At 57.2% G+C, this 24,054-nt stretch carries 19 protein-coding genes and 1 tRNA gene; 13 read left to right on the forward strand and 7 right to left on the reverse strand.

The features are described 5' to 3' along the window. The first annotated feature begins 12 nt into the window (after nucleotides 1–12). The 5 genes from QP027_RS02555 to QP027_RS02575 are packed head-to-tail and all read left to right on the forward strand — an operon-like array spanning nucleotide 13 to nucleotide 10,239. Entirely contained in the window at nucleotides 13–3,054 is a 3,042-nt protein-coding gene (locus tag QP027_RS02555) for an ATP-dependent DNA helicase (protein WP_284825753.1), read from the forward strand. Next, nucleotides 3,047–6,325, forward strand: coding sequence for an ATP-dependent helicase (locus tag QP027_RS02560; RefSeq protein ID WP_284825755.1), 3,279 nt, complete (start codon nucleotides 3,047–3,049; stop codon nucleotides 6,323–6,325). Before QP027_RS02555 ends, QP027_RS02560 begins: the two co-directional genes overlap by 8 nt. Nucleotides 6,326–6,328: 3 nt before the next feature. Further along, nucleotides 6,329–7,426 (forward strand): potassium channel family protein, encoded by a 1,098-nt coding sequence (locus tag QP027_RS02565; RefSeq protein WP_284825757.1) that lies wholly within the window; start codon nucleotides 6,329–6,331, stop codon nucleotides 7,424–7,426. An 8-nt stretch (nucleotides 7,427–7,434) separates the two neighbouring features. Continuing rightward, complete coding sequence (locus QP027_RS02570; protein WP_284825759.1) at nucleotides 7,435–8,193, forward strand: NAD(+) diphosphatase; 759 nt, start codon at nucleotides 7,435–7,437, stop codon at nucleotides 8,191–8,193. After that, nucleotides 8,194–10,239 carry an ATP-dependent DNA helicase UvrD2 gene (locus QP027_RS02575; RefSeq protein ID WP_284825761.1) on the forward strand — a complete coding sequence of 682 codons (2,046 nt, stop codon included), beginning with the start codon at nucleotides 8,194–8,196 and terminating at the stop codon, nucleotides 10,237–10,239. On the opposite strand, the gene QP027_RS02580 is transcribed toward QP027_RS02575, so the two are convergent. Then, entirely contained in the window at nucleotides 10,214–11,080 is an 867-nt protein-coding gene (locus QP027_RS02580) for a TOMM precursor leader peptide-binding protein (RefSeq protein WP_284825763.1), read from the reverse strand. The two genes, QP027_RS02575 and QP027_RS02580, sit on opposite strands and share 26 nt — an antisense overlap. 65 nt (nucleotides 11,081–11,145) lie before the next feature. On the opposite strand from QP027_RS02580, the gene QP027_RS02585 reads away from it, so the two are divergent. Then, the gene (locus QP027_RS02585) at nucleotides 11,146–11,634 is read left to right on the forward strand and encodes a M48 family metallopeptidase (RefSeq protein WP_284825764.1); all 489 of its coding nucleotides are present in this window, start codon (nucleotides 11,146–11,148) and stop codon (nucleotides 11,632–11,634) included. On the opposite strand, the gene QP027_RS02590 is transcribed toward QP027_RS02585, so the two are convergent. Then, entirely contained in the window at nucleotides 11,631–13,037 is a 1,407-nt protein-coding gene (locus QP027_RS02590) for a zinc-dependent metalloprotease (protein ID WP_284825766.1), read from the reverse strand. The two genes, QP027_RS02585 and QP027_RS02590, sit on opposite strands and share 4 nt — an antisense overlap. A 115-nt stretch (nucleotides 13,038–13,152) precedes the next feature. On the opposite strand from QP027_RS02590, the gene QP027_RS02595 reads away from it, so the two are divergent. Then, complete coding sequence (locus tag QP027_RS02595; protein WP_284825767.1) at nucleotides 13,153–14,196, forward strand: YlbL family protein; 1,044 nt, start codon at nucleotides 13,153–13,155, stop codon at nucleotides 14,194–14,196. A gap of 5 nt (nucleotides 14,197–14,201) precedes the next feature. On the opposite strand, the gene QP027_RS02600 is transcribed toward QP027_RS02595, so the two are convergent. Further along, complete coding sequence (locus tag QP027_RS02600; RefSeq protein WP_284825770.1) at nucleotides 14,202–14,912, reverse strand: hypothetical protein; 711 nt, start codon at nucleotides 14,910–14,912, stop codon at nucleotides 14,202–14,204. Nucleotides 14,913–14,955: 43 nt separating this feature from the next. Beyond that, on the reverse strand, nucleotides 14,956–15,456 hold the full coding sequence (locus QP027_RS02605) for a PPA1309 family protein (RefSeq protein ID WP_284826892.1): 501 nt from the start codon (nucleotides 15,454–15,456) through the stop codon (nucleotides 14,956–14,958). Between the two features lie 135 nt (nucleotides 15,457–15,591). Between QP027_RS02605 and QP027_RS02610 the strand changes: the two genes are divergently transcribed. Both QP027_RS02610 and QP027_RS02615 read left to right on the forward strand, forming a co-directional pair. Beyond that, complete coding sequence (locus QP027_RS02610) at nucleotides 15,592–18,567, forward strand: UPF0182 family protein (RefSeq protein WP_284825772.1); 2,976 nt, start codon at nucleotides 15,592–15,594, stop codon at nucleotides 18,565–18,567. Nucleotides 18,568–18,730: 163 nt separating this feature from the next. Next, a tRNA-Met gene (locus tag QP027_RS02615) sits at nucleotides 18,731–18,807 on the forward strand. Here QP027_RS02615 and QP027_RS12335 read toward each other — a convergent pair. After that, the gene (locus tag QP027_RS12335; RefSeq protein WP_084560722.1) at nucleotides 18,764–19,093 is read right to left on the reverse strand and encodes a helix-turn-helix domain-containing protein; all 330 of its coding nucleotides are present in this window, start codon (nucleotides 19,091–19,093) and stop codon (nucleotides 18,764–18,766) included. The genes QP027_RS02615 and QP027_RS12335 overlap by 44 nt on opposite strands. Before the next feature lie 366 nt (nucleotides 19,094–19,459). Between QP027_RS12335 and QP027_RS02625 the strand changes: the two genes are divergently transcribed. Together QP027_RS02625 and QP027_RS02630 are read left to right on the forward strand one after the other, a co-directional pair. After that, nucleotides 19,460–19,870 carry a helix-turn-helix domain-containing protein gene (locus tag QP027_RS02625; protein ID WP_284825774.1) on the forward strand — a complete coding sequence of 137 codons (411 nt, stop codon included), beginning with the start codon at nucleotides 19,460–19,462 and terminating at the stop codon, nucleotides 19,868–19,870. A 27-nt stretch (nucleotides 19,871–19,897) separates the two neighbouring features. Then, on the forward strand, nucleotides 19,898–20,608 hold the full coding sequence (locus tag QP027_RS02630) for an IS6 family transposase (RefSeq protein WP_284825775.1): 711 nt from the start codon (nucleotides 19,898–19,900) through the stop codon (nucleotides 20,606–20,608). Between the two features lie 293 nt (nucleotides 20,609–20,901). On the opposite strand, the gene QP027_RS02635 is transcribed toward QP027_RS02630, so the two are convergent. Continuing rightward, on the reverse strand, nucleotides 20,902–21,237 hold the full coding sequence (locus tag QP027_RS02635) for an SdpI family protein (protein WP_284825777.1): 336 nt from the start codon (nucleotides 21,235–21,237) through the stop codon (nucleotides 20,902–20,904). 302 nt (nucleotides 21,238–21,539) lie between these two features. Next, nucleotides 21,540–21,827: a hypothetical protein gene (locus QP027_RS02640; RefSeq protein ID WP_284825778.1), complete on the reverse strand. Its 288-nt coding sequence runs from the start codon at nucleotides 21,825–21,827 to the stop codon at nucleotides 21,540–21,542. 773 nt (nucleotides 21,828–22,600) lie between these two features. Between QP027_RS02640 and QP027_RS02645 the strand changes: the two genes are divergently transcribed. Next, nucleotides 22,601–23,050, forward strand: a complete 450-nt coding sequence (locus tag QP027_RS02645; protein WP_284825779.1) for a hypothetical protein — start codon at nucleotides 22,601–22,603, stop codon at nucleotides 23,048–23,050. Then, nucleotides 22,981–23,934: a site-specific integrase gene (locus QP027_RS02650; protein ID WP_284825781.1), complete on the forward strand. Its 954-nt coding sequence runs from the start codon at nucleotides 22,981–22,983 to the stop codon at nucleotides 23,932–23,934. The genes QP027_RS02645 and QP027_RS02650 overlap by 70 nt, the downstream gene beginning before the upstream one ends. Nucleotides 23,935–24,054: the final 120 nt, after the last annotated feature.

The raw sequence follows: 24,054 nt of genomic DNA on the forward strand, positions 1-24,054 counted from the left end.
AGAATCAAAGGCATGCCTAATGTGCCTGAGATTCAACTCCCGCCAAACCCCACCACGTACCTTGTTCCGCGGGTGCGGTCCGTAGATGAGCGCGAGTGGGATTTCGAGCTGCCGACCAAGGGATTGTGGAAAGTCACTGGTGAGGCTGGCTCAGGTGTGTCCAGTTTCCTTATCGATACTGTGATGCATGCTTTGCGCAGCGGCGCCGATCCAGATGGAATTCTCGTAGTAACAACCTCGAAGGAGTCTGGTGCTCGCTTGCGCCGCGAGCTTTCGGATCGTGTGGCCAATTCAGGGTTCGTAGCCAATGAACCGTTGGTGCGTTCGGTGCACTCATTGGCTTTCGCGCTGCTCAGACAGGGCAGCGATAAGCAGATTCGGCTAATTTCTGGCGCTGAACAAGATGCGGTTATTCGTGATCTGCTCCGCGGAAACGCTGAGTTTGGCACTGGTTCTTGGCCAGCCGAGCTTCGCCCAGCTTTGACATTTGTCGGATTCGCCCGGCAGCTGCGCGACTTCCTGCTGCGTGTGGTGGAACGACGCATGACTCCTGAGACTCTTCGGGAGCTTGGTCGGCTCCATCAACGCCCGATGTGGTCGGCCGCCGGAGATTTTCTCGATGAGTACAACCAAGTCATGAAGCTCTGGGGCACAGACAGTTACTCGGCGTCGGAATTAGTGGCGCAGGTGCTGCAAGCACCGTTCACGTCGCAATGGCACACGGTGCTTGTCGACGATGCGCAGCACCTCGACCCCGCCTCAGCCGAGCTGGTTGCGCGATTGCTGGAAACCGCTGACTTGGGAGTAGTCGGCGGGGACGCGGAGCAGTCGGTCTTCCACTTCCGTGGTGGATCGCCGAAGTTTTTTGCCGAGTTGCAGGCACCGACAATCCATCTTGGCAGCACGCGACGGATTCCGACCCGCGAGGTAATCGAGGTGTCATCAGCAACTGCCCACAACGCCACGATCGCGGACCGCGTGCGTCGTGCCCATCTAGAAGACGAGGTGCCGTGGCGCGATATTGCTGTAGTTGTTCGCTCCTCCGGGATGATCGAGCCAGTGCGGCGCACCTTGTTGGCCGCGGGAGTCCCGGTTTCGTTGAACCCAACTGATGTGGTGTTGAGCGAGCAGCGCATTGTCGCAGCGATGGTATTGGGCCTTCGAGCCCTTATCGAAGACCTCACCGTGTCTGAGTGGCGTGACCTACTCTTAGGCCCAGTAGGCGGAGCCGATCCGGTGACGTTGCGACGCCTCTTGCGTGGGCTGCGGCGTTTCGATCCAGCTACGCGAGCAGAGGTCACCTTACAAAAGGTCATCGATCCACGTCGACCACTGCCGGAATTTGGTGCAATGTTGACGCAACGTGAGATCGATATTTTGCTGCGGATCCGCTCCGTTCTCGAGGCTGGGCAAACTTCCGTTGCAGCAGAAGCGAGCGTGGAGGAGATCCTTTGGGCCGTGTGGAATGCGACCGGCCTGTCTCAGCGCCTCATGGCCGTCGCGTTGCGCGGTGGGGCTACGGGCTCCCAAGCAGATCGTGATCTTGACGCGATGATGACGCTGTTCGATGCTGCTGGCGACTTCGCCGAACGCAGGGAAAGCGCGGGCCTTGAGGCATTTATCTCCCATATCAACGACCAAGAGCTCCCAACAGGCGTGCGCGATCGTCGCACTGCAACTCCGGATGCAGTGGCGCTGCTCACCGCGCATGGTGTCGCCGGGCGTGAATTTTCCCACGTCCTAGTAGCAGGTGTGCAGGAAGGATCCTGGCCGAGTTTGGGGGAAACCGGTTCCTTATTCGGGCAGGAGGATGTGATTGACCTGCTGGATTCTGGGGTGGACCCTAATGTCCCGGTGTCTCACAGCGCGGACCGATTGAAAGAGGAACGCAGGTTGTTTCACGTCGCGACGACGCGGGCGACTTCGGCGTGCCTAGTGACAACAATCAACGCACCCGAGGATGCAGAACCGCAAGACCCGTCGCGGTTTGTCGACGAATTCCGCAAGCGCTTTGGGCTGCAGGCGCAGAAGGCGGAGACCGACGAAACGGACATGACAGATCTTAATGAAACTGGAGTGCGCGTCTTGGCCCATGACCACCTCGTTGCCGAGCTGCGTCGCGTACTGATCAATCCAGAGTTAACTGAAGAGACGAGGCGCCAGGCTTCTCGCCAATTAGCGCGACTCGTGGAAGCAGGGGTTCCCGGCGTTCACCCCGACGAGTGGGCGACCACGACCACTCCGAGTAGTGAGCTGCCACTGCCAGCCAGGAAGGCACTATCCCCATCGCGCATTGAAGCACTCCTTGCGTGTCCACTACGGGCCGTTTTAGAAGAAACTATTGAGCAGACCGGAACCATCCAGATGATCCGTGGCTCGTTGGTGCATGCCTATTTTGAGGCCATCGGAAACGGAGCGGACGAAGACATGGCACGGCGCGCGACTTTGGAGGCTTACCTGGAGATTCGCGATGTACCGCGATGGAAGGAAGCCCAGGATCTTGAAAGCTTTGAGCGCATCTTAGACCGGACAAGTGCGTGGCTGACGAATACTCGCTCAGCGTTTGAGACCGTAGGGAGCGAAGTGGAGGTCAATGTTGCGGTGACCAAGGACTTAACAATCCGAGGCCGCATCGACCGCCTTGAAAAAGACGGCGATGGGGCAGCAGTAATTATCGACCTCAAGACAGGGAAGTACGCCCCAACCGCGGACCAAACTCGCGATAACCCGCAGCTCACTGCATATCAGCTAGCGCTGTCACATGGAGTGCTCGACGGTGATCGAGTAGTTACCGCGCCACCGGGGGATTCGCCGTTATCTTGTGGAGGGGCCGCGCTGGTCTACCCAGCCGTTGATTCGTCGTCCATCACCACACGCGAGCAAGTTGCGAAAACTGCCGAAGAACTCCAAGACTTCGCAGATCTAATTACTCCGTTGACCAACGAGATGCAAGGGCCGCATCTTACCGCCCGCACCGGGGACCACTGCACTTTCTGCCAAGTGCGCCACATCTGCCCCGTACAGCCCGAAGGAAAGGACATCACCCGTGGCTAAAATCTCTCCCGCGGATCTCGCTCGCGCGCTGGGGCTGAAGTTCCCCCCTACCGAAGAACAAGCAGAAGTCATCGGTGCTGAACCGGGTCCACTGTTGGTGGTTGCCGGTGCCGGAGCAGGAAAAACGGACACCATGGCATCCCGCGTGGTGTGGCTTGTTGCCAATGGTTACGTGCGCCCTGATGAAATCCTCGGTCTTACCTTCACCAGAAAAGCCGCACAAGAGCTGGGACGAAGAATCCGGGACCGCCTAGGTATTCTTGCCAGCAAAGAAGAGTCCTTCCTGCGTGATCTCGACCCGACGGGCGAGCTTGCCAAGAACCTTGAGGTGATCACACCGACTGTTTCCACATACGATTCCTATGCGGGAGACCTTGTCCGTGAGTACGGACTTCTCGTCCCTGTCGAGCCGGACGCACGCATCATTACCGCTGCAGAGCTGAACTCGATCGCTTACGACGTCGTGACCAATTACAAAGGATCGCTGCGAGCCGACAATTCCATCGGAACCGTCACGTCTAACCTGCTCAAACTGATGAATGAGATGGGCAACAGCCTTATCGATGTCGAGCGGATCAGAGAAGATGCCCACGCCTTCGTCGCCACCACGGACGACTTGCCCAAGGGGCCTAGGCAGCGCTCCGAGATGACCAAGCCACTTCAGAAGTGGCGCAACGTGCAAGAGCTGCGCACAGAGTACCTTCCGCTTGTCGACGAGCTGAAGAAGGAACTGCGCAACCGGGGAGTGGTGACCTTCAACGAACAGATGTCGGTTGCGGCCCAGCTGGCTCAGACTCACGCGGTTGTGGGGGCATCGCAGCGACGCCGATTCCGCGTCGTCATGCTCGATGAGTACCAGGACACCTCGCACGCCCAGCGGGTTTTGCTGCGGAGCTTGTTCGGAGAGAACCGCGGGGCTCACGATGTTGACGATCATCCCCTGACCGTCACCGCGGTGGGGGATCCGATGCAGGCTATTTACGGGTGGCGTGGCGCGACCGCGGAAAACTTGCAGGCATTTGTTGATGATTTCCCACAGCCTGACGGCACTCCCGCGCCGAAAAAGCAGCTCTTGGTTTCGTGGCGCAATCCACCTGAAGTACTCGCGCTGGCCAATAGAGTTTCCGAGGCAGTCTTGGGAACTAACGAGAATACCCGTGCTGTGAAGTCGTTAACCCACAATCCATATAAGGAAACTGGGGACGTCAAACTTGGATTCTTCCCTAGCGAAGACGAGGAGATCGCGTACGTAGCGGACCGTCTGGCGGAGAAATACCGTTCATTTGCCGATTCCGAAGACATCAAAGAGGTATTCTCTGCGGCTATCTTGGTGCGAAAGAACCGGCATTCGCTTGAGTTTGCCGAGGCACTGGAAGAGCGCGGAGTGCCTTACGAGGTCGTCGGCCTGGCTGGACTACTGGATGTGCCGGAAGTCGCAGACGTTGTCGCCATTGCGACGATGATGTCTCGCCCGCAAGATTCTCAAGCAGCGCTGCGCATCCTGGCCGGACCGCATTGCGGGCTCGGTGTGCACGACATCAAGGCCCTCGCATCGCGTGCACGGAATCTCGCAGGTGAACAGACTCCTGAGGAGTCGTTAGAACAGCCTGAACACCTTGATCCGATGGACAAGCTGCGAGCCCAGCTCGATGCACTGGTGGCCCAAGGCGTGCAATCCGCTGCACATGCAGAGCAACTCTCTGGCTTGACTGATGCAGTGGCTGACTTAGGCGAGGAGGATCGGTATAGCGAAAAAGGACTGCGCCGCCTCAAACGCCTGGCCGCCCGCTTGCGCTACCTACGCACCTACTCGTTGGGTAAGCGTCTGCCCGATCTGTTCGCGGATATTATTTCCGTGTTTGGTATTCGAACTGAAGTACTCGCTCGGCAATCCGCAGCGGGGACGATCCACCTCGATCGTTTCGCCGATGAGGTAGCCAAGTACCCAGGTGCCAGCCTCGACGGCCTCTTGGACTTCTTTGCTCTAGCAAAAGAACACGAAGACGGGCTCGATCCCGGCAATGTCACTGTTACTGCCAACTGCGTGCAAATCCTCACCGCACACAAGGCCAAGGGGCTGGAGTGGGGAACCGTCGCGGTGGTGCACGCGGACGCAAGCACCTACGACGCGCAAGCGGAGACCTTTCTCACCCAAGTGCAGCGCCTGCCGGATGAGGAATTCACCGCGGTCGCCGAGGCCGATGACAAAGCTGAATTTGAGGCGTTGGGTAAGGAATATTTGAAAGAAGTCCGTGCGAACAATCAAGAAGAAGCAACTCGGTTGTTTTATGTAGCGATTACGCGTGCGGAGGACGATCTCATCGTCACCGGCGGGCAGAAGGTCAGCCGAAATAAGTTTGTCGGTCCGTATGAACATTTCGAGTCCATCAAGAAGCTTGTGCCAGATGAAGACATCGTTGCGTGGGCTCACGCAGACGGCGATGCTGAGAACCAAAAGGCGGAGAAGCCAGCTCCTGTGGTGGAGATCGGAAAGTGGCCACAGGTGTTCGTCGATAAGCAGGCAGAAGCGGCTGCAGCCGACGTGGCGAGTGCGTTACAGAATCTACCTGGGGCGCAAGAAGGCGAACTGTTTGGATTGTGGGAACGCGACACGACCTCGCTTATCGACGAACACCAGGCGCTTAGCCAAGCCGACGTGGCAGTGGAAATGCCAGGCGAGCTGACGGCTTCCGATGTTGTGAGCATCCAAGCCGATCCGGAGCAGTTTGCGCGTCGAGCGCGCCGACCCGTGCCCTTCAAACCCAATGCGTACGCCAAGAGAGGAACAGCATTTCATGAATGGCTGGAGGACTTCTTTGGCGAACGACCATTGCTGGACGAGAACGAATTGCCTGGCAACGACGAGTCGGATGTTGACGGAGCGATCTTGGCGGAGTTGAAAGCCTCCTTTGAGAAGAGTCACTGGGCGCGCAAGACACCGCAGTTCATTGAGCATCCGTTTGAAATTGCGATCGGCAATTCTGTGGTGCGCGGACGCATGGATGCAGTGTTTTACGAAGACGACGCTTGGTGGGTGGTGGACTGGAAGACGGGCCAGAAGCCACAGGGCCGCGATATGGATACGGCGAAGATCCAGTTGGCCGTGTATAGGGAAGCGTGGCAGCGCATCGTGAATGACGACAAGGATGTCCACACCGTGTTTTATTATGTTCGCAGCGGAGAAGATTTCGCGCCGGATCACCTGCCGGATCGGGTTGAGCTGGAAGACCTACTAGAGTTCTCTTCAGAAGACAGGAAGAAGGGACAATAACTTGTGAGCAGAAAAACAGGGGTTAGCCCACGGTTCCGCGAAAGATTCCGCGGAGACGTAGAGCTCACTGATCTACCTGACCATGCCCTCTTAGGCGTCATCCGCATCCCAGGTCAGCACAGCGCGAGCCCGTGGGGGCTTCTCGCGCGACGCTTCTCCTACGCCATCATCTTGCTGGTCGTGACGGCGCTAGCGGTCTACGTTCATAAGGGTGGCTATTCCGAGGAGATGTCCTTCATCGACTCGTTGTATTACGCGGCGGTGTCTTTGTCGACCACGGGCTACGGCGACATCGCGCCGGTCACGCAAAGCGCCCGCTTGGTCAATATTTTCCTAATCACCCCGCTGCGAGTGCTATTCCTGATGCTTTTGGTCGGCACGACCTTGTCGGTGCTTACCGAGGATTCTCGTAAGTCCTTGCAAATCCAACGTTGGAGGAAAAATATGCGCAACCACACGATCATCATCGGTTTTGGTACCAAGGGCCGTTCCGCAGTGGATGCCCTCATCGCGGACGGTCTTTCACCGAGCAAGATCGTCGTCATCGACTCGGATCCCCAAGCGCTCGCCCGTGCGGAAAGCGAAGGCCTAGTCGCAGTCAACGGCAATGGCACAAAGTCTGATGTCTTGAAGATCGCTGGTGTCACGCGCGCAAAATCCGTCGTGGTTGCAACATCAAGCGATGACACGGCGGTATTGGTCACGCTGTCCGTACGCGAGCTTGCTCCACAGGTGATGATCGTCGCCAGTGTGCGCGAGAACGAGAACCAGCACCTGCTGCGCCAGTCGGGTGCAGACTCTGTCGTGATTTCCTCCGAAACCGCGGGCCGCCTTCTCGGATTGGCAACCGTGACACCAACGGTGGTGGAGATGATGGAAGACCTGTTGAGCCCCGATGAAGGCTTTGCGGTCTCCGAACGCCACATCACTGACGACGAGGTGGGGGCCAACCCACGTCACCTCGCTGACATTGTCCTGGGCGTTGTACGCTCTGGCGAGCTTTATCGCATCGATTCCCCGGAGGCCGAGACCGTCGAGCCGGGCGACCGTTTGCTCTACATCCGTTACACCACCGAAAACTTCGAACGCCCGGAGGCATAGCCCCAGCAATGCCACGCATCTTGCTTATCGACGATCGCGGACGCTTCCCGCTAGACCAGCAGGGCAGGCCGCTTTATATCGCCGATGCCAAAGGCGAAGGCCTGGGTGCTGCGATTCGGGTAACCGATGAGGTGTACGCGGTGCGGGTGCCACGTCACGTCGTAAAGCATGTTGCTGTGCGGGGAGTGTCCACGGCCCACAGGTTTGCCACTGATCGCGTGGTCGCACATGCCGTCGCATTGCTGAATAATCGCGAGCAATACCTGTACGACCCGCGCGACGGCTCGCGTGTGACATTCGATGCCCACGGATTCGTGTCTCGGGGTGCACGAGACCTCCCCATCTTTCCGCGCTTGGACGCAGCGGTCATCGGCGTGGTGGAGAATCCTTCGCGCGATGCAATCCTGTTGGGTATGAATCGGCACCGGCCAGGATTCTTTTCCTGCATCGCGGGCTACGTGGAACACGGGGAAGACCTCGAGGAGGCGTTTTACCGTGAGGTATTGGAAGAAACAGGCCGACGCGTGCACAGCATCACCTATGCTGGTTCGCAGCCATGGGCTCCTTCGTCGACACTCATGGTCGGGTTCTTTGCGCAGACCGAAGATGACACCCCAGTGAGAGAAACGGACGAAGAGCTGGCCGAGGTCATCTGGGCTACGCGAAATGATTTGGGTGGATTGAAACTGCCCATGCCGAGCTCATTGGCGCGAACCTTGATCGAACAATGGGCGAGTGGCAATTATGAGATTCGGAGTGAAAAATAAGTGATCAACCTCGATGATCTTGACGAGGACCAAAGGATTGCAGCGACCGCCCCACGTGGGCCAGTATGCATTTTGGCTGGCGCAGGAACGGGCAAAACCCGCACAATTACCTACCGCATCGCGCATCTGATCGACCAAGGCATGGCCACGCCCGCACGAACACTAGCGGTCACCTTCACCACCCGTGCTGCAGGCGAGATGCGCGATCGGCTGCGCGACATGGGGATCGGAGGAGTGCAGGCCCGTACGTTCCACTCTGCGGCGATGCGCCAGTTGCGCTACTTCTGGCCACAGATCGCAGGGGACCTACCGTGGAAGATGATCGACAACAAGTTCTCCCTCGTTGGGCGCGCGGCCCGCAACGCCGGACTGCCCGCCGACCGTGACCAAGTGCGCGACTTGCTCTCAGAGATTGAGTGGGCAAAGGCATCGCTCATTAGCGCCGATGGGTATGCAGAGAAGATTGCACAACACCACCGCACCCCTCCAGCCGACGAGGCGAAGGTTGCCCAGGTATACCGCGACTACGAATCTTTGAAGTCCAGTTCTGAGGGGATGCTCCTGGACTTCGAAGATCTACTTTTGCACGTCGCGGGTGCCCTAGAAAACGCGCCTAGCGTGGCGCAGGAATTTCGCAGCCAGTACCGCACTTTTGTCGTCGACGAATACCAAGACGTCACGCCCCTGCAACAGCGTGTATTAGAAGCATGGCTCGGCGACCGCGACGACCTCACAGTGGTTGGAGACGCAAACCAAACGATTTATTCTTTTACCGGCGCCACACCGGATTACCTGCTGAACTTCTCGCGCACGTACGACAACGCCACGGTGGTCAAGCTTCAACGAGACTACCGATCCACCCCGGAAATCACGGATTTGGCCAACAGCGTCATCAGCAAAGCCACTGGCAGAGTCGCAGGCACCAGGCTCGAACTGATCGGAATGCGCGATAATGGTCCGCAGCCTACTTTCACCGCCTACGACGACGAGCCAACCGAAGCCCGCGAGGTTGCCGGCAAAGTCCTTTCGTTGATCAATTCCGGCGTGTCAGCTCGCGAGATCGCCATCCTGTACCGTGTGAACGCGCAGTCGGCTGCGTTCGAGCAAGCACTTTCGGACGTCGGCGTTGTCTATCAAGTTCGCGGCGGCGAGGGTTTCTTTACGCGACCGGAGATTCGTGAAGCCACCAACGCGCTCATTGCGGCAACGCGTTCGCACTTAGCCTCGGAAAATCCGGTGGATGTCGCCCGTCAAGTGTTCGCGCCCCTTGGTCTGACTCCGACCGAGCCCCAGGGCGCGCAAGCTCGCGAGCGGTGGCAGTCGTTGGGTGCACTGGTCGACCTCATCGAAGAGATTGTCCGCTCGGGCGAGGCCGAAACGCTCACCGAGGTCCTACTGTCCCTGAAACGCAGGGCCGACGCAAAGCATCCGCCGAACGTCGATAGCGTGACACTCGCTAGCCTGCACGCCGCCAAGGGCCTTGAATGGGACGCGGTCTTCCTCACCGGTTTGGTAGAGAACACACTGCCCATCAGCCACGCGATCAAGGCCGGGCACGAGCACATCGAGGAAGAGCGCCGCCTGTTTTATGTGGGTGTCACTCGTGCGCGCGAGCACCTGCACCTTTCGTGGGCGCTGGCACGGCAGGAAGGTGGGCACAAGTCTCGCAAGCGTTCGCGCTTTCTCGACGGGATCGTGCCCGAGCTGGATGTGGAAAAGACTCCGGAGCGACTGCGACGGTCCAAACGGTGTCGCGTGTGCGGTCTCGGGCTGAATTCGCCGGCGGAGAAAAGCCTCGGCCGCCACGAGGATTGTGAACCCGGTTTCAACGAAGACGTCTTCTTCGCGCTGAAGGAATGGCGCCTCGATCAATCCCGCCTGCACAACATGAAAGCGTTCATGATCTTCACCGACGCCACCTTGATGTCCATCGCCGAAGCCATGCCACGCGACCATGCCGAGATGCTCGATATCTCCGGTGTGGGCCCGTCCAAGGTAGACAGTTACGGCGACGGGGTGCTTAGCGTCCTGAGCCAGTTTCGCTAGAACACGCCGGGCACTGGCCGTGTTGTGCAATTGCTTCACGACGAGTCCCGCCCCCAAACGGATCCACCACGATCAGTTCGCCTCCCGACACTGGCTCAAGCGTGACCCCCGCGGGAACATCCGCCTTGATCGCTCGGCGCAACAAGACGCTTGTTTCTGCCACTCCTGCGGAGATCACGGTGGGGTCGGGGCGCGGCGGGCCGGATTGAAACAAGGAAGTAATTCGATGCCACTCTTCATCAATGTCGGTGAGTCGAAGCTGCAGACACAAAAGACACGCGCCTGTACCGCGCATCCGCACCGGGCCGATAAGCACACGGTGATCCACCACATTAACGGGAATGACGGTTCTGTGGGGTTGGACCAAGTGTTTCGCTAAACCTCGTGAATAAGCAAGCTTATCGACGATCACCAGCGGCACGGTTGGAACACAGTGAGTAAGGAACTCTCCGTCGGATTCACTGCGCAAGGGTCGGCGCACTGTGAAACCGAGCTGCGTGAAGTGACCCACCAAAGCGCGGGCGAGGGTGCTGTGCCCGACGACGTAGATGGCTCGTCGTTCTGTGGCGCGCAGGATGCGGTAGTCGATGAGTTCGTCGAGAAGTACCTGGACCTGTGTGGGGTGGACGCCGGTGTGGGTGGTGATTTCGTCGATCAGCGCGGACACGCGCACAGGAGAGGAGAGCCGTGATAGTACGACGGCGAGACGCTCAGCGTGGGGTGTTTCGATGATTCCGGCGCGGGTGGCATCCATGCCGAATTGGACGTGTGTGGCATCGCGCGCGAAGACGTGTGTGCCCGGCGCCAAGGAAACAGTGGTGATGTGATGGCGTTGATTCACGATTCTCTCTCCCCCTTGAGATGGCATCGCTTTGAATCATTGGAACACAGCTAGAATCAGCTGTCATGTCGAAGGTGAGAGTCATCCGGTCCACAAAACGCCGGCGCACGATCCAGGCGCGGCAAAAAGGCGATGTGATAGAAATTCGCATCCCTGCGTCTTTCACCGCCCAGCAAGAGCAAGAAGCTGTCGACGAGATGTTGGCGAAGATTGCCAAGAAAACCCAGTCCACACGCCTGAGCGACGATGATCTCCTAGCGCGTGCAGAGATGCTCAACAAAGACCTTTTGGAGGGACGCGCCACCATCGGATCGATACGTTGGGTATCTAATCAGAATTCGCGGTGGGGGTCGTGCACCATTTCAACCGGCGATATCCGAATCAGCGATCGGTTGAAAATCGTTCCTGATTGGGTGTTGGATTCCGTAATTGTTCACGAATTGACCCACACCTTCATCACCGGGCACAGCGCAGAGTTCTGGGAGTGGGCAGACAGGGTGCCCAGAGCCGAGCGGGCCAAGGGCTACCTAGAGGCGTATCAGCGGTTCGGCTAGAGCTCTGTGCCGTCGTCGCGACCGTCGTCCAAGCCATCGCCTTCTTCGCGCTCCTCCGTTGAAGGTTCGTTGCGCAGCATCTCTTCGAGCTTGGCGATTTCCTCATCAAACTTGGTGTCTGGGGCATCGTCTAAGAGCGCATCGATGAATGCCGCCGGGTTTTCCAGGTGCTCTGCGGTAGGCAGGAAATCCGGGTGGTCCCAGACTTTGTCGCGTCGCTCGATGCCAACGGCGTTGGTTACGCGAGTCCAAAGATCGGTTGCCTTATCCACGCGAGGGGTGGCGAACTCAATGCCGACGACCTTTGCAAATGCCTGCTCAGCAGAACCACCGGTAGCGCGACGTCGACGCCACGCCTCCGTCATCGCAACCTCAGAAGGAAAGCGCTCCTTGAGTGATTCTGTAACAACAAGATCCACCCAGCCCTCGACGAGAGCGAGCAGCGTTTCCATACGCGCAGTGGCACCGGCATTGCGTGAACGAATCCTCGGAGAGAGATCCATTCCTTGCATCTGTTGAATCGCGTCCTGGATCGCAGCCGGATCGTTGGATTCAAGATCGAGCCCACGAGCGGCTTCCTCGAGATGGGAGGTGTCGATCTCTAAGCCGGCCGCATATTCCTCGACGGAGGAAACGAGCCGCTCCACGAGCCACGGCACATGCTTGAATAGGCGCTGGCGTGCGGTTTCACGCGCGGCGATGTAGACCAGCACTTCCTGGCCAGGGACGTTCAGGTCGCGCGAGATCTTGGCGATGTTGCCCGGCAAGATAGCAGTGGTCCCAGCTGGTGCCACGGGCAGTCCAAAGTCCGAGCCAGTAAGCGATTGGACCGAGAGATCCCCCAGCGCATGGCCAAGCTGCAGACCAAACTGCATGCTGTTGATCTGGTTGAACATTTGCGCCATGGGGCCTAGCATCTCGCGAGCCTCGGCCGGCATGGAATCTAACTGTGCGCGGTTCATTTGCTCAGCGACAGGGGAGACCAAGCGCTTCCACATCGCCATGGTGTTCTCAAGCCAGTCCTCGGCATTCCACGCTTCGATGCGGCCTTCGGAAGTAGGCAGCGTCGTTGCGTCGTTAAGCCACAGGTCGGCGAGGCGAACCGACTCCTCGACGGCGTTGCGGTCGCCCTCGGAGATCGAATTTTGCTTGCCGATATGTTGGCGAGCTGTGCGCGTCGCCATGTCGTAGTTGACGGCGGCACCAGCCTCGGCAGAATTCATGGAATCACCCATGCCGGAAAGCATCTGACCAAACTGGTTCAGGATGTCACCGAAGCCTCCACCTTGTTGGCCTCCAAAATTGAAACCGAAAGCACCGAACGGGTTGTCGCCGTCGCGGCGGTTGTCATCGTCGTCGTCGCGTCCATCACTAGGGAAGGAGAAACCGAATCCGTTACTCATAAGTTCCAGACTACCGGCTTACCAGAGCAGGAAGCTATGGCGCTTGTAACGCTGAGAGCGAACAAGGGTAATGTGTCTGAACGTGAACCGTCCGCGCCGCAGTATTAATCGCCGCATGTCCACCGTTGTGTGGGGTGCCATCCCTGTCGTCTTGTTGGCAGGTCTTGTCACCATCGATCATATCCCTGGCACCGACATTTCATTGACCGTGCCGTATGCCGCTCAGGGGCCGGGCCCAACCTTTAACACTCTCGGAGACGTTGACGGTACGCCCGTTGTCGAAATCGAAGGCGCCGATACCGACGAAACTTCCGGCAACCTCAACATGACCACTGTCTCGGTGCGTACGAATATGACGCTGGCACAGGCGCTTGGTCGCTGGTTGCTTACCGACGACACCCTGATCCCCATCGATCAAGTCCTTCCGCCGGACCGTTCGGAAGAGGAGATCCAGGAAAGCAACCAACAAGCGTTTGTCTCGTCTGAGGCAGCCGCAACTGTCGCGGCGATGAACTACCTGGACAAGCCAACGGTTGTCGTTGTTCACGAGGTCGTTGACAATGCCCCTTCTGAGGGCAAGGTTGAAGCGAAGGATGTTCTCGTCGCGCTGGACGGGAAAGAAGTCTCTCAGCCGGGCACCGTACAAGAATTAGTACAGGCGAAAAAGCCGGGGGAAGAGGTAGAACTCACCCTGCGTCGCGGGGATGAGGAAGTGACCGAGACCGTCACTTTGGGCTCCCACCCTGACGACGAGAAATTGGCGCTCCTAGGCATCACGATGACTTCGGAGCCTGCAGACGACATTAGCGTTGCCTACAACTTAAACGATGTTGGTGGCCCATCCGCAGGCATGATCTTTTCTTTGGCCGTGATTGACAAGCTCTCTCCCGGTGAGCTCAACGGTGGACGCTTTGTCGCTGGTACAGGCACGATCTCTGAAGATGGCACGGTCGGGCCCATTGGCGGTATCTCGCACAAGGTCGCTGCTGCGGAAGAGGAAGGGGCGGAGCTTTTCCTGGCGCCATCTGCAAACTGTGCTGAAGCACTAAGCGCAGACACGGGCGAAATGGTGGTGGCTAGAGTTGACACGCTCGACGACGCAATCGAAGCCATGGACGCCTTCTCCGCAGGAAAAGAAGTGCGTACCTGCGCTAAGTAGTAGCCCTAGACCGTGTCGGTGTCGTCGTTTTTCGCAGGCTTTTCTTCTTCAGGGTCGGCCTTTGGGGTAGCGAGGCCTAGCTCGTAGATCTTTTCCTCCGGATCTTCCTGATCGGAGGAGACCATTTGCTGCATAACCAATCCCAGCTCGTTGTCTACGACGGTAATCACCGCGGTGGTTCCCAACGTGGACCAGCCGACAACGGTGCGACCAGTGTCTTCCACGACGCGCGAGCTGCGCAGCTCAGTGAGTAGTTGGGTGGTCGATGCGGCCTTGGAAGTTGAGTCGAAGAACTGGAACTGGCCGACTTCAGGCCCGGAGCAGTCGTAGGAGCCCTTCAGGGCAGTTTCCGTGCACGCATCAAACTGTTCGAAAAGGGACTCGGGTGCGAGAGAGCTAAACTTCTCCGAGACTTCGTCGACAAGCTTGGATTGCTTGGAGTTGCGTTCCGAGGCAGTCGACGTCCGGCCGGTGGTCTTCGGCGCAGACTTAGTCGATTCTTTCGAGGTAGATTCCTTGGTGCTCGACTCTGCCGTTGTACTTTCAAGAGACGGAGAGGTGGTTTCAGCAGGCGTGCTGACCTCGGTTGTTTCTGCCGGTGGGGTAGGATTCGCCGCTTGAGGATCGTCCTTGTCTGTGCAAGCAGAAAGCATCGTGCCGGCGAGCGCGACAGACAAGATCCCCGCTGAAAGGCGGGCGATACGGATGCGGGACACGAGGTTTCTCCTCAAGCTAAGGGATTGAAAAACTCTTACTAGCTTAGAGCATATCCTCAGGATCGCGTTCGAGGCCATAGCGGAGAGCAGCGATAACCCCCGGGGCAACGTCAGGGCCACCGCGCAGTTCGATCTCGTCTTGCGCAAATGGGCCCTTCTCAGCGAGTTCCTCCTCTGTCGGGCGCAGTTGCAAAAGCGTTTGCTCTAGGTCCTCTTCGCGCAGCACACCAGAGAAAAGACGTGCCGGCTGAGCCGGGGAATTCGCCGGAGCCGAGGCATCGCGGAACTTGATCTCTTGAGCCAAGATCACGCCCTCAATCTCTTCAGGCCACGCAAGGCGTGAAACATACTCCGCCAGTTCCTCCGATCCGGGGAGAATGTTGTCAGGCAAATTATCTTGGACAACAAGGGTCAGAGGGGAATCGTCCAGTTCGTGTTCGAATTGATCGAGCTGGTCGACGAGCAGGTGAGAGGGAACCAACGCGAACAGGGTTGGTGGGGCATCCCACCCTTCGGCGTGAATAAACTCCACGGCTTCCACCATGGCTTTGTTAAGTGCCTGTTGGGAAAGTGGTAGGTCGGTCACAGAGGGAACCCTTCTGGTCAATCAAACGTTGGATTATTTAGAGTAGAAGAGTATACGACTTCTTTCATCACTAGTTCTATAAGGAGCAGGGTTTTGGCGACTGGCCTAACTAATCCTCAACAGCCAATGAAGCGACCACCGAACAAAATGATGGCCGCGGTGATTGTCATTGCAGTGATCTTGCTGCTGTCGCCGTTTCTCATCGGCCTCTACACAGATTTCCTGTGGTTCGGCGAGCTTGATTTCCGTGGCGTGTTTAACCAGGTGGTTATCTCCCGCGTTGTCCTATTTGTTGTTTTCGCCCTGGTGGCAGGCTTGATCGCCTTCCTTGCGGCCTATTTTACCTGGCGCGGACGCCCGAAGGATTTGTCCTTCATCGACGCTAATTCTCCGATGGCGCAATACCGCGAAAACATCGAGGCAAGTGTGAAGAGCCTTCTGACCTGGGTTCCCCTCGTAGTCGGCCTCATCGCGGGCTTCATCGGGCAGGGCACGTGGCGCACCTTCCTGCTGTGGTTTAACGGTAAGCCATTTGGCACCACCGATGCGCAGTTCGGTCGCGACCTTGGTTTTTACGCATTTACTTTGCCTGGTCTTTCCACAGTGGTGGGCACCTCGGCCACCCTGCTGATGGTTGCATTCATCATCGGTCTCGTGGGGCACTACCTTCTGGGCGGAATTCGCATCGGCAATCAGGTTGCGGGCGTGAAGGGACATATTTCTAAGTCCGCGCGTGTCCAGCTTGCGGTCACCGGTGGCCTGTGGATGCTGATCAAGGCGTTTGACTATTGGTTGCAGCGCTACAGCTTGCTTTACACGCAGAACGACATTTTCACCGGTGGTTCTTACACCGACATCAACGCGCAGCTACCTGCCAAAATCATTTTGATGGTGATCTCGGTGTTGGTCGCTATCGCGTTTTTCGTTGCGATTGTCTACAACGATCTTCGCGTCCCTGTCCTCGCAACCGTGTTGATGGTGTTGTCCGCGCTGGTAATCGGTCAAGGTTGGCCGGTCCTGATGGAGCAATTCTCCGTTAAGCCGAACCGCCAGGCGAAAGAGCGTGAGTATATTGCGCGCAATATCGAGGCGACCCGCGAGGCCTACGGCATTACCGACGACAAGGTCACCTACATTGACAACTGGGGCACTGGTTCTGCTGACGACGAGAAGGTCGCATCGGACGAGGCAACGATTTCCAATATCCGGTTGCTGGACCCGGAGATTATCGCTCCGACCTTCACGCAGAACCAGCAGCTAAAGAACTTCTACGGCTTCCCCGAGACCCTGGCGATGGACCGTTACGAGATCGAAGGCGAGAAGCGTGACTTCGTCGTCGCAGCTCGTGAGCTTGATCCCAACGCGCTGAGTGAAAACCAGCGCGACTGGATCAACCGCCATACCGTCTACACCCACGGCAACGGCTTCATCGCAGCACAAGCCAACACTGTCGACGAGGCGGCGCAGGACGCTGGTTCTACCCGTGGCGGCCTGCCGGTGTTTACCGTGTCTGACTTGCAGTCCAACGCCAAGCAAGAGGAAAAGGAAGAGGCAGAAGAACTCGGTATTACCGTCGAGCAGCCACGCATCTACTACGGGCCAGTCATCGCTTCCGCTGACGATGGCATGGACTACGCGATCGTCGGTAAGAATGGCTCGGATCCGGTGGAATACGACACTGACACCACCCAGTTCACCTACGACGGCGAAGGCGGCGTCAACGTTGGCAACTGGGTGAACCGCACCGCCTACGCGCTGAAGTACCAGGAGATGAATATGATCCTGTCGGATCGTGTGGGCGAAGATTCCAAGATTCTCTACGACCGCGATCCGCGCGAGCGAGTTGAAAAGGTAGCGCCGTGGCTGACCACCGACTCCATGACGTACCCGGCCGTGATCGACGGCAGCGTCAAGTGGATCGTCGATGGCTACACCACGCTGTCGGCCTTGCCGTACTCGACCCGGACCTCCCTGACGGATACCACTCAGGACGCGCTGAATCCTGACGGAACTACCCAGCGCCTGATCACCAATGACGTGGGCTATATCCGCAACTCCGTCAAAGCCACTGTGGATGCTTACGACGGCACTGTCACTCTCTACGAGTTTGATGAAGAAGACCCAGTGCTCAAGGCATGGATGGGCGTTTTCCCAGATACTGTCAAGCCGAAGAGTGAAATTTCCGACGAGCTGAACGAACACCTTCGTTACCCGTCGGACCTGTTCAAGGTTCAGCGTGAACTTTTGGCTCGCTACCATGTTGACGATCCAGGCGTGTTCTTCAACAACGATGCCTTCTGGTCCGTGCCGAACGATCCGACCGCGCAGGAAGGACTCCAAGAGCTGAACCAGCCTCCGTACTACATCATGGCGGCTGATCCAGAAGGCGGAGATTCCACCTTCCAGCTAATCACCCCTTACCGTGGCCTGAACCGCGAATTCTTGGCGGCACACATGACGGTGACATCGGATCCGGATAACTACGGCAAGATGACCGTGCGCGTGCTCCCAACGAACACGCAAACGTTTGGTCCAAAGCAAGTTCAAGACGCAATGATGTCCTCGGACCAAGTCGCGCGTGACCGAACTCTGTGGGAGGGTACGAACGACCTGCAGAACGGTAACCTGCTTACCCTTCCAGTCGGTGACGGTGAGATTCTCTACGTTGAGCCGATTTACTCGCAGCGTAAGGACCAGGCTTCGGCCTTCCCGAAGCTGCTGCGTGTGCTGGTCTATTACAAGGGTCAGGTGGGATATGCGCCAACCGTTTCCCAGGCGCTTGAGCAGGTAGGCATCGACCCCGCGGCAGCGCAAGACATTGATCTTGTCGATGGGGAGGAAGCTCCAGCTACCGACGACGCAGCCAAGCCAGAGGAAGACGCACCTGCAGAGGAGCAGCCCGCTGATGCTGAGCCTCCTGCGCCTGCTGATGCTGACGCGGCATTGCGGCAGATCGACGATGCCCTGACAGGTCTCGAAGACGCCCGTGATGGCTCGTTTGAGGAATATGGTCGCGCCCTTGACGATCTGGATAAGGCAGTCGAGGAATACCAGAAACTCGCCGGCTAGCCCGTAGGTTTAACGGCTGGTTAATTGGTCGTTATGGGTAGGTGAATCCCCTGATTGAGAAGTGCTCTTGAACAGGGGATTTGGCCTTTCTGGAGCTGCTATGTATAGTTACATGACGTTGCCCAGTGAGGCAGCAAGGTGAAAATTAAAGAAGATCACCCGACGCGGGGTGGAGCAGCTCGGTAGCTCGCTGGGCTCATAACCCAGAGGTCGTAGGTTCGAATCCTGCCCCCGCTACCATCTTCTTCGAATCCCCCTCTTCGGAGGGGGATTTTTCATTTTCCACCGGCGCCTCGACTCGGCGGGGGAGAAGGTCGGCGACCTCCAGGCCGAAGAAGTCAGCCGTGGCAAACAATTCTTCCAAGGTCCAACTGTTCTGGCCGTACACCTTCCTGCTGACCGCAGCCCCCGTGATGCCCAGGTGGGCTGCCAGCTCTTTACGTGTTGTCCGTGAGCGGAACATGAGCTCGTTAACCTTTGCGCCGACTGCCTCGTTGGCAGTCATCAATTGACGGGTCTGAATCATGCTGCAAGCGTAACACGTGTACCGAAACGGAACGATAGGAACGTTAGCGCATGGCTGACTCCTGAGGAGTTTGGCGAGGCGATTCCAGGCGGATTAGGCGCTGCTGCGGTCCGGAAGTGGGCAAGACAGGGAAGAATCCCGGGAGCCATTCAACTACCGAACGGACGCTGGCAAATCCCGGAAACGGCCGTGGATGCCCTAATGGATGGGATCGAAGCGTCATGAGAACAATAAGAAATGCCCCTGCGGCTAACAGGGGCATCGAGAACAACTCAACTGGCTTGTTGATGTTGACGTGGTCATCATCCCAAACGTGTCTCGTCTCGTCAACCCCTTTTCATTCGAGAAGCGTGGGGAGGCTAGGGAATGAGCGTTAAGGCCGTTTCTTGGGTCCTTGACGACCTCCAAGGGTTGAAGCAAGGGCCATCGTTGGTGATGTTGGCTCTGGCCGATTTTGCGGATGAACGCAACTCCTGCTTTCCGGGTCAGGACAGAATCGCTGCGCGGGCGCGTTGCTCGAAGCATTCGGTCATTTCGCATTTGAAGGAGCTGGAGGAGCTGGGCCTGATCTCAGTGGAGCGTCGAACCTATAGCAACGGCACGGGCTCCATCCGGCGGGCGTCGAATCGCTACATTCTGCATCTGGACACGACGTATTCTGTCGAAGATGCAAAATCTGCACCTACGAGGAAACGTGCTGGTCACGCCGAACGTGCAGAACTTGCACCTACGAGTCTCGAAGGTGCAAAGGGTGCTGTTGCAAAGTTGGGGCAGTAGGAAGAGCGACGTGAAATAATCGCAGCCATGGGTATCTTCTCCGGTCGTCATTTCCCCCGTGACATCATTCTGTGGGCAGTGCGATGGTACTGCCGCTACGGGGTGAGCTACCGCGATCTGGAGGAAATGATGACTTCAGCGGGGCGTGCAGGTCGATCACACCACGATTCTCACCGCTGGGTCCAGAAATACGCCCCTGAGCTGGACAAGCAAACGCGGTGGTACCGGCAGGTACCTGACTGGCAGGCCAGTTCCTGGCGGGTGGATGAGACCTATATCCGGGTCGGCAGGTGGTGCTATCTCTATCGGGCGATCACCGCCGGTGGGTATACCCTGGACTTTTACCTCTCTCCGAAGCGTAACGTTGCGGCAGCGAAGCGTTTCCTGGCTAAGACCCTGAGGTCAAACGCGTCGGCCGGGTCCCCGCGGGTGATTAATACAGATAAGGCACCCTCCCTGGCCAAGGCGATCTCCGAGCTCAAGGAAGAAGGCATCTGTCCACCGACAGTGGAGCACCGTCAGGTGAAATACCTGAACAACGTTCTCGAGGGAGATCATGGCCGACTTAAAAGAATCCTGGGGCCGAAGGGAGCGTTCAAAAACCGAATTTCCGCCTACCGGACGTTGAAAGGGATGGAAGCGATGCATTCATTACGGAAAGGCCAGGGCACGATGTTTGCCTACGGGCACCCGAACCCGGATGCGGTGATCGTCAACCGGGTCTTCGAGACGTCCTGAGAACGCCCACACGCAGCGGCCATCAGGGAATGAGAAACTGAGTCTTCGCTGCTCTCCACCCAACTTTGCAACAGCACCGTGCGGAGAATGTATATCGAACTGTACTTTTGGCTGTAAAACAGTTTGTCACTAGATTAGAAGCACGGTCAGCCTCGGCGAATGGATCGAACCATACTGCAACCGCCGTCCCGCAAACAGCCTAACCTCCGAGCTCGAGAATTTTACCGTTAACAAGAATTGACATAGCCCATTTGATCCCCTTGCCCGCTAGGGATAACAAGGAATGCCGATTTCTACTTTATGGAAGAATGAGCTTTCTTGGAAGAAATTAGGATCATGATAGTTAGAAGTACCACCACGGGTATGCTCACCCAACCAATCAGATCATCATCGGCGAATAGACAGATGATTCCGCCGATAAATAGCGGTACACTGCTGATTTTTAAATAGGGAGAGGCGGCTTTGTGACCTTTAAACCACGCTTCTTCACTGGCCAGAAGCTCCGGGGTTCTGATGCCAATTAGTTTATTTTTGGCCAGGGTCCCCTGACCAGCTTTTATGCCTACCATCAAAACGCAGACCCCAGCAATTAGCCACGTTGCGGCCATAATAATTGAAAATATAGTCATTTCAATCTTTCCTTGCCCTTAAGTATAGTCATCTTTTCCGAAGAGTTACTTATTATTTCAATCCATTTATCCCCCAATTTGCAAAGAAAATTCTCTCCTCCGAGCACAAGCAAAAGGCAAGATGTCATTACCAGCCCAAATGAAGGTAGTCCAAAATTATCCATATGGCTATATGGAATAGGACCCCTGATATGAGGAAAAATTTTCGTACCCCGGTGTTTCTAATAGCAAATATTGCCAAAGATAAACATAATTGAAATACAATTGTTCCAACAGGAACGAAAAATGTATTACTTAGTGGTTTAAGCTAGCGTCGGCTTTTTCTGGTAACGGTAAGCGAGAGCTGCCACTCCCCCCACTGTTAGCGCCAGGAAAACCGGCATACCGGTAATAAAGGTAAGAACCACGCCGATGACAATCAAAGCGGCGTCTACCAGCTGATTTCCCAGGCTGTATTCCTTCCGATCCGAAGCACGACCCGTTAGCTTTGGCCAAAAAATAACGGCCACCAGGTCTAATGCGCCTAACGTCATTATGAGGGATCCCGGCGTAATGCTACCGAGCAGAAAAAGCCCGGCCCCCAGTGCCATGATTAATATCCCAACAGCGAATATTCTTCTTTCCATAAAAGTTTCCTGTTCACATGGTAGGAGTAGTGGCTAGATTTAACATCTACACACTAACGAAGGAAAAGCAATGATTCAGAAGAAGCTCCTCGCAAGAACGCTCGCACTACCTCTTGCTTTCGCCGTTGCCTTTTCAGGCGGAAATGCTGCCCTGGCCAACACTTCTTAGGACCACACCCCTATCCCCACAACCCAGGCCAGCGGCACATCCACTGACCACATCGTCACGCCTGACGGCACTGCAACCGTCACTGAAGATCTCGAGAACCAAACCATCACAGTTATTGATGAAACTGGACAAAAGGCAGTCTTCGATCGAGCTGAAATCCTGGACATGGCCGCCCACATCTCCACGAGCTAGCAGGCCAGTCGCATGGCGACAACCGTCTCTGTAAGTGAGGGAACGCGTACATACCTGTGCAACCTCTTCGCTGGCACAGCTGCCGCATCCCAGAGCTGGGCTTGGCAGACCGCCCCTGCGATCGCGAAGGTTCACCCTGGAGTTCGCCTAGTTGTAGCAGGTGGACAAATCGCTTTCTGGGCTTTCATTACCACTAAGTGCTAACCCCCTAAAGAGTGCCGCGGATAAAAGGCATCAACACAAACCCAAGGGTGCTGTTGCAAAGTTGGGTGGAGAACCGCGAACACTCCTTTCTTCGTCGCCCGGCCGGCATTATGGCCCAGCCTGCTTAGGCAGTCTCGAAGGTGCTGTTGCAGCTACGGCCAAAGCGTCCGCGATGACACGCTGGCACACCATCACCGACGCTGGAAACCGCACCGGCGACTTCAAACCGGTGACGCTGAACAGCCTCAGCACCATCACGCACGATTTGCTGGTGATGGATGTGGCGGTGACCTACGCAGCGATAGGCGCAGGCGTGGTGCCTGAGCGCATCATGCGGTGGGCAGACCGAGGAAAAGTGAGCACGCGATACGTCATCGGAGCCAATTATTTTCCAGACTTGATTGTGGGTGCACGCGGCCGAAAAGACTCCAACCTGCTGACCGCGTCGCACCGCACGCGCCTGTCCTACACCGGCGCGTGGCGCACCCGCGACAAGGCCAGCACGACTGAGCTGCGCGAGCTGTATCCAACTTTGCAACAGCACCGATCGACATGCTTCATGAAAAATATGACATTCTCGCAGGCAATAAAAACACCCGGCGGAGCCAGTACTCACATTTAACGACCTATATTACGTGGCTTCACGAGAAATACGGATTCGAGCTCGAACTTCGGGCGGCGTTGCCGTACATCGCGGATCATGCGGCGGTACAGAACTACATTGATGCTCACGAGGGTCAGAAGAAGCCGTCCAGTCTGCAACAGGAACTCAGGGTCCTCACTCGGCTGGTGCGACGCCTCAAGGAATGCTGGGGCGATGCTTCAATATCTCATGAGTCTGTGCATCGCTGGATCCCGGAACCTTATGGCCTGGGGCAGCCGCCTCAGTCTCTGCCATACACGATGCGCGAGTTGCGAGGGGTCGTGGACTGGGTCAATACTCAACCGACGCCCTACTCACAGCGCCGTGCTGCCTCGATCGTCGCTCTCGCCCTCGGTGCCGGTGTCACGATCAGTGAAATGACCGACGTCACCTACGACGACGTGACGGCTCACGCGCACGCCATCATCGTGTTCACGCGTGGTGCTCGAGGCACGCGGAGTCGCCATGTCCCCGTGACTGCGCCCTGGGACGCGGTGCTCTCAGACGTCATTCATTACAGACCATCCGGTCACACGGACTCCTCTCCGATCGTCGCATCCCGGCGTGGAACTATCACCCAGCAACCACCAACCAGGGTTATCAGGAAGTTTATTGAGCGCAGTAGGGCCACTGGTAATGGCCGCGCTCCCGTTATCGGACGGCTACGGCACGCGTGGGTGATTGGACATGCCCGTCACCGTGTTCCCTTCGAGCTTCTTAACCACGCCGCCGGCATCAACCGAGGTCTCGGCCGCGCCTACAAACGCACCCTCATCTCCATTGGGGTGATGAGTGAGGACGAATATGACGCTTGGCAACATGACGCTGCACCCGCTGACTACCCGCCACTGACTGCGCTGTAGTACCCGACACCCTCAAAAGATCATCCCCGCCCGAGAAAGGAGGTGAACCACATGAGATCAACGATCACACCGTTGCCGCGGCCACTCTTTCGTATAGACGCGGAACAAGTCAGACGTTTC

Source organism: Corynebacterium breve, assembly GCF_030252165.1.
Classification (GTDB): domain Bacteria; phylum Actinomycetota; class Actinomycetes; order Mycobacteriales; family Mycobacteriaceae; genus Corynebacterium; species Corynebacterium breve.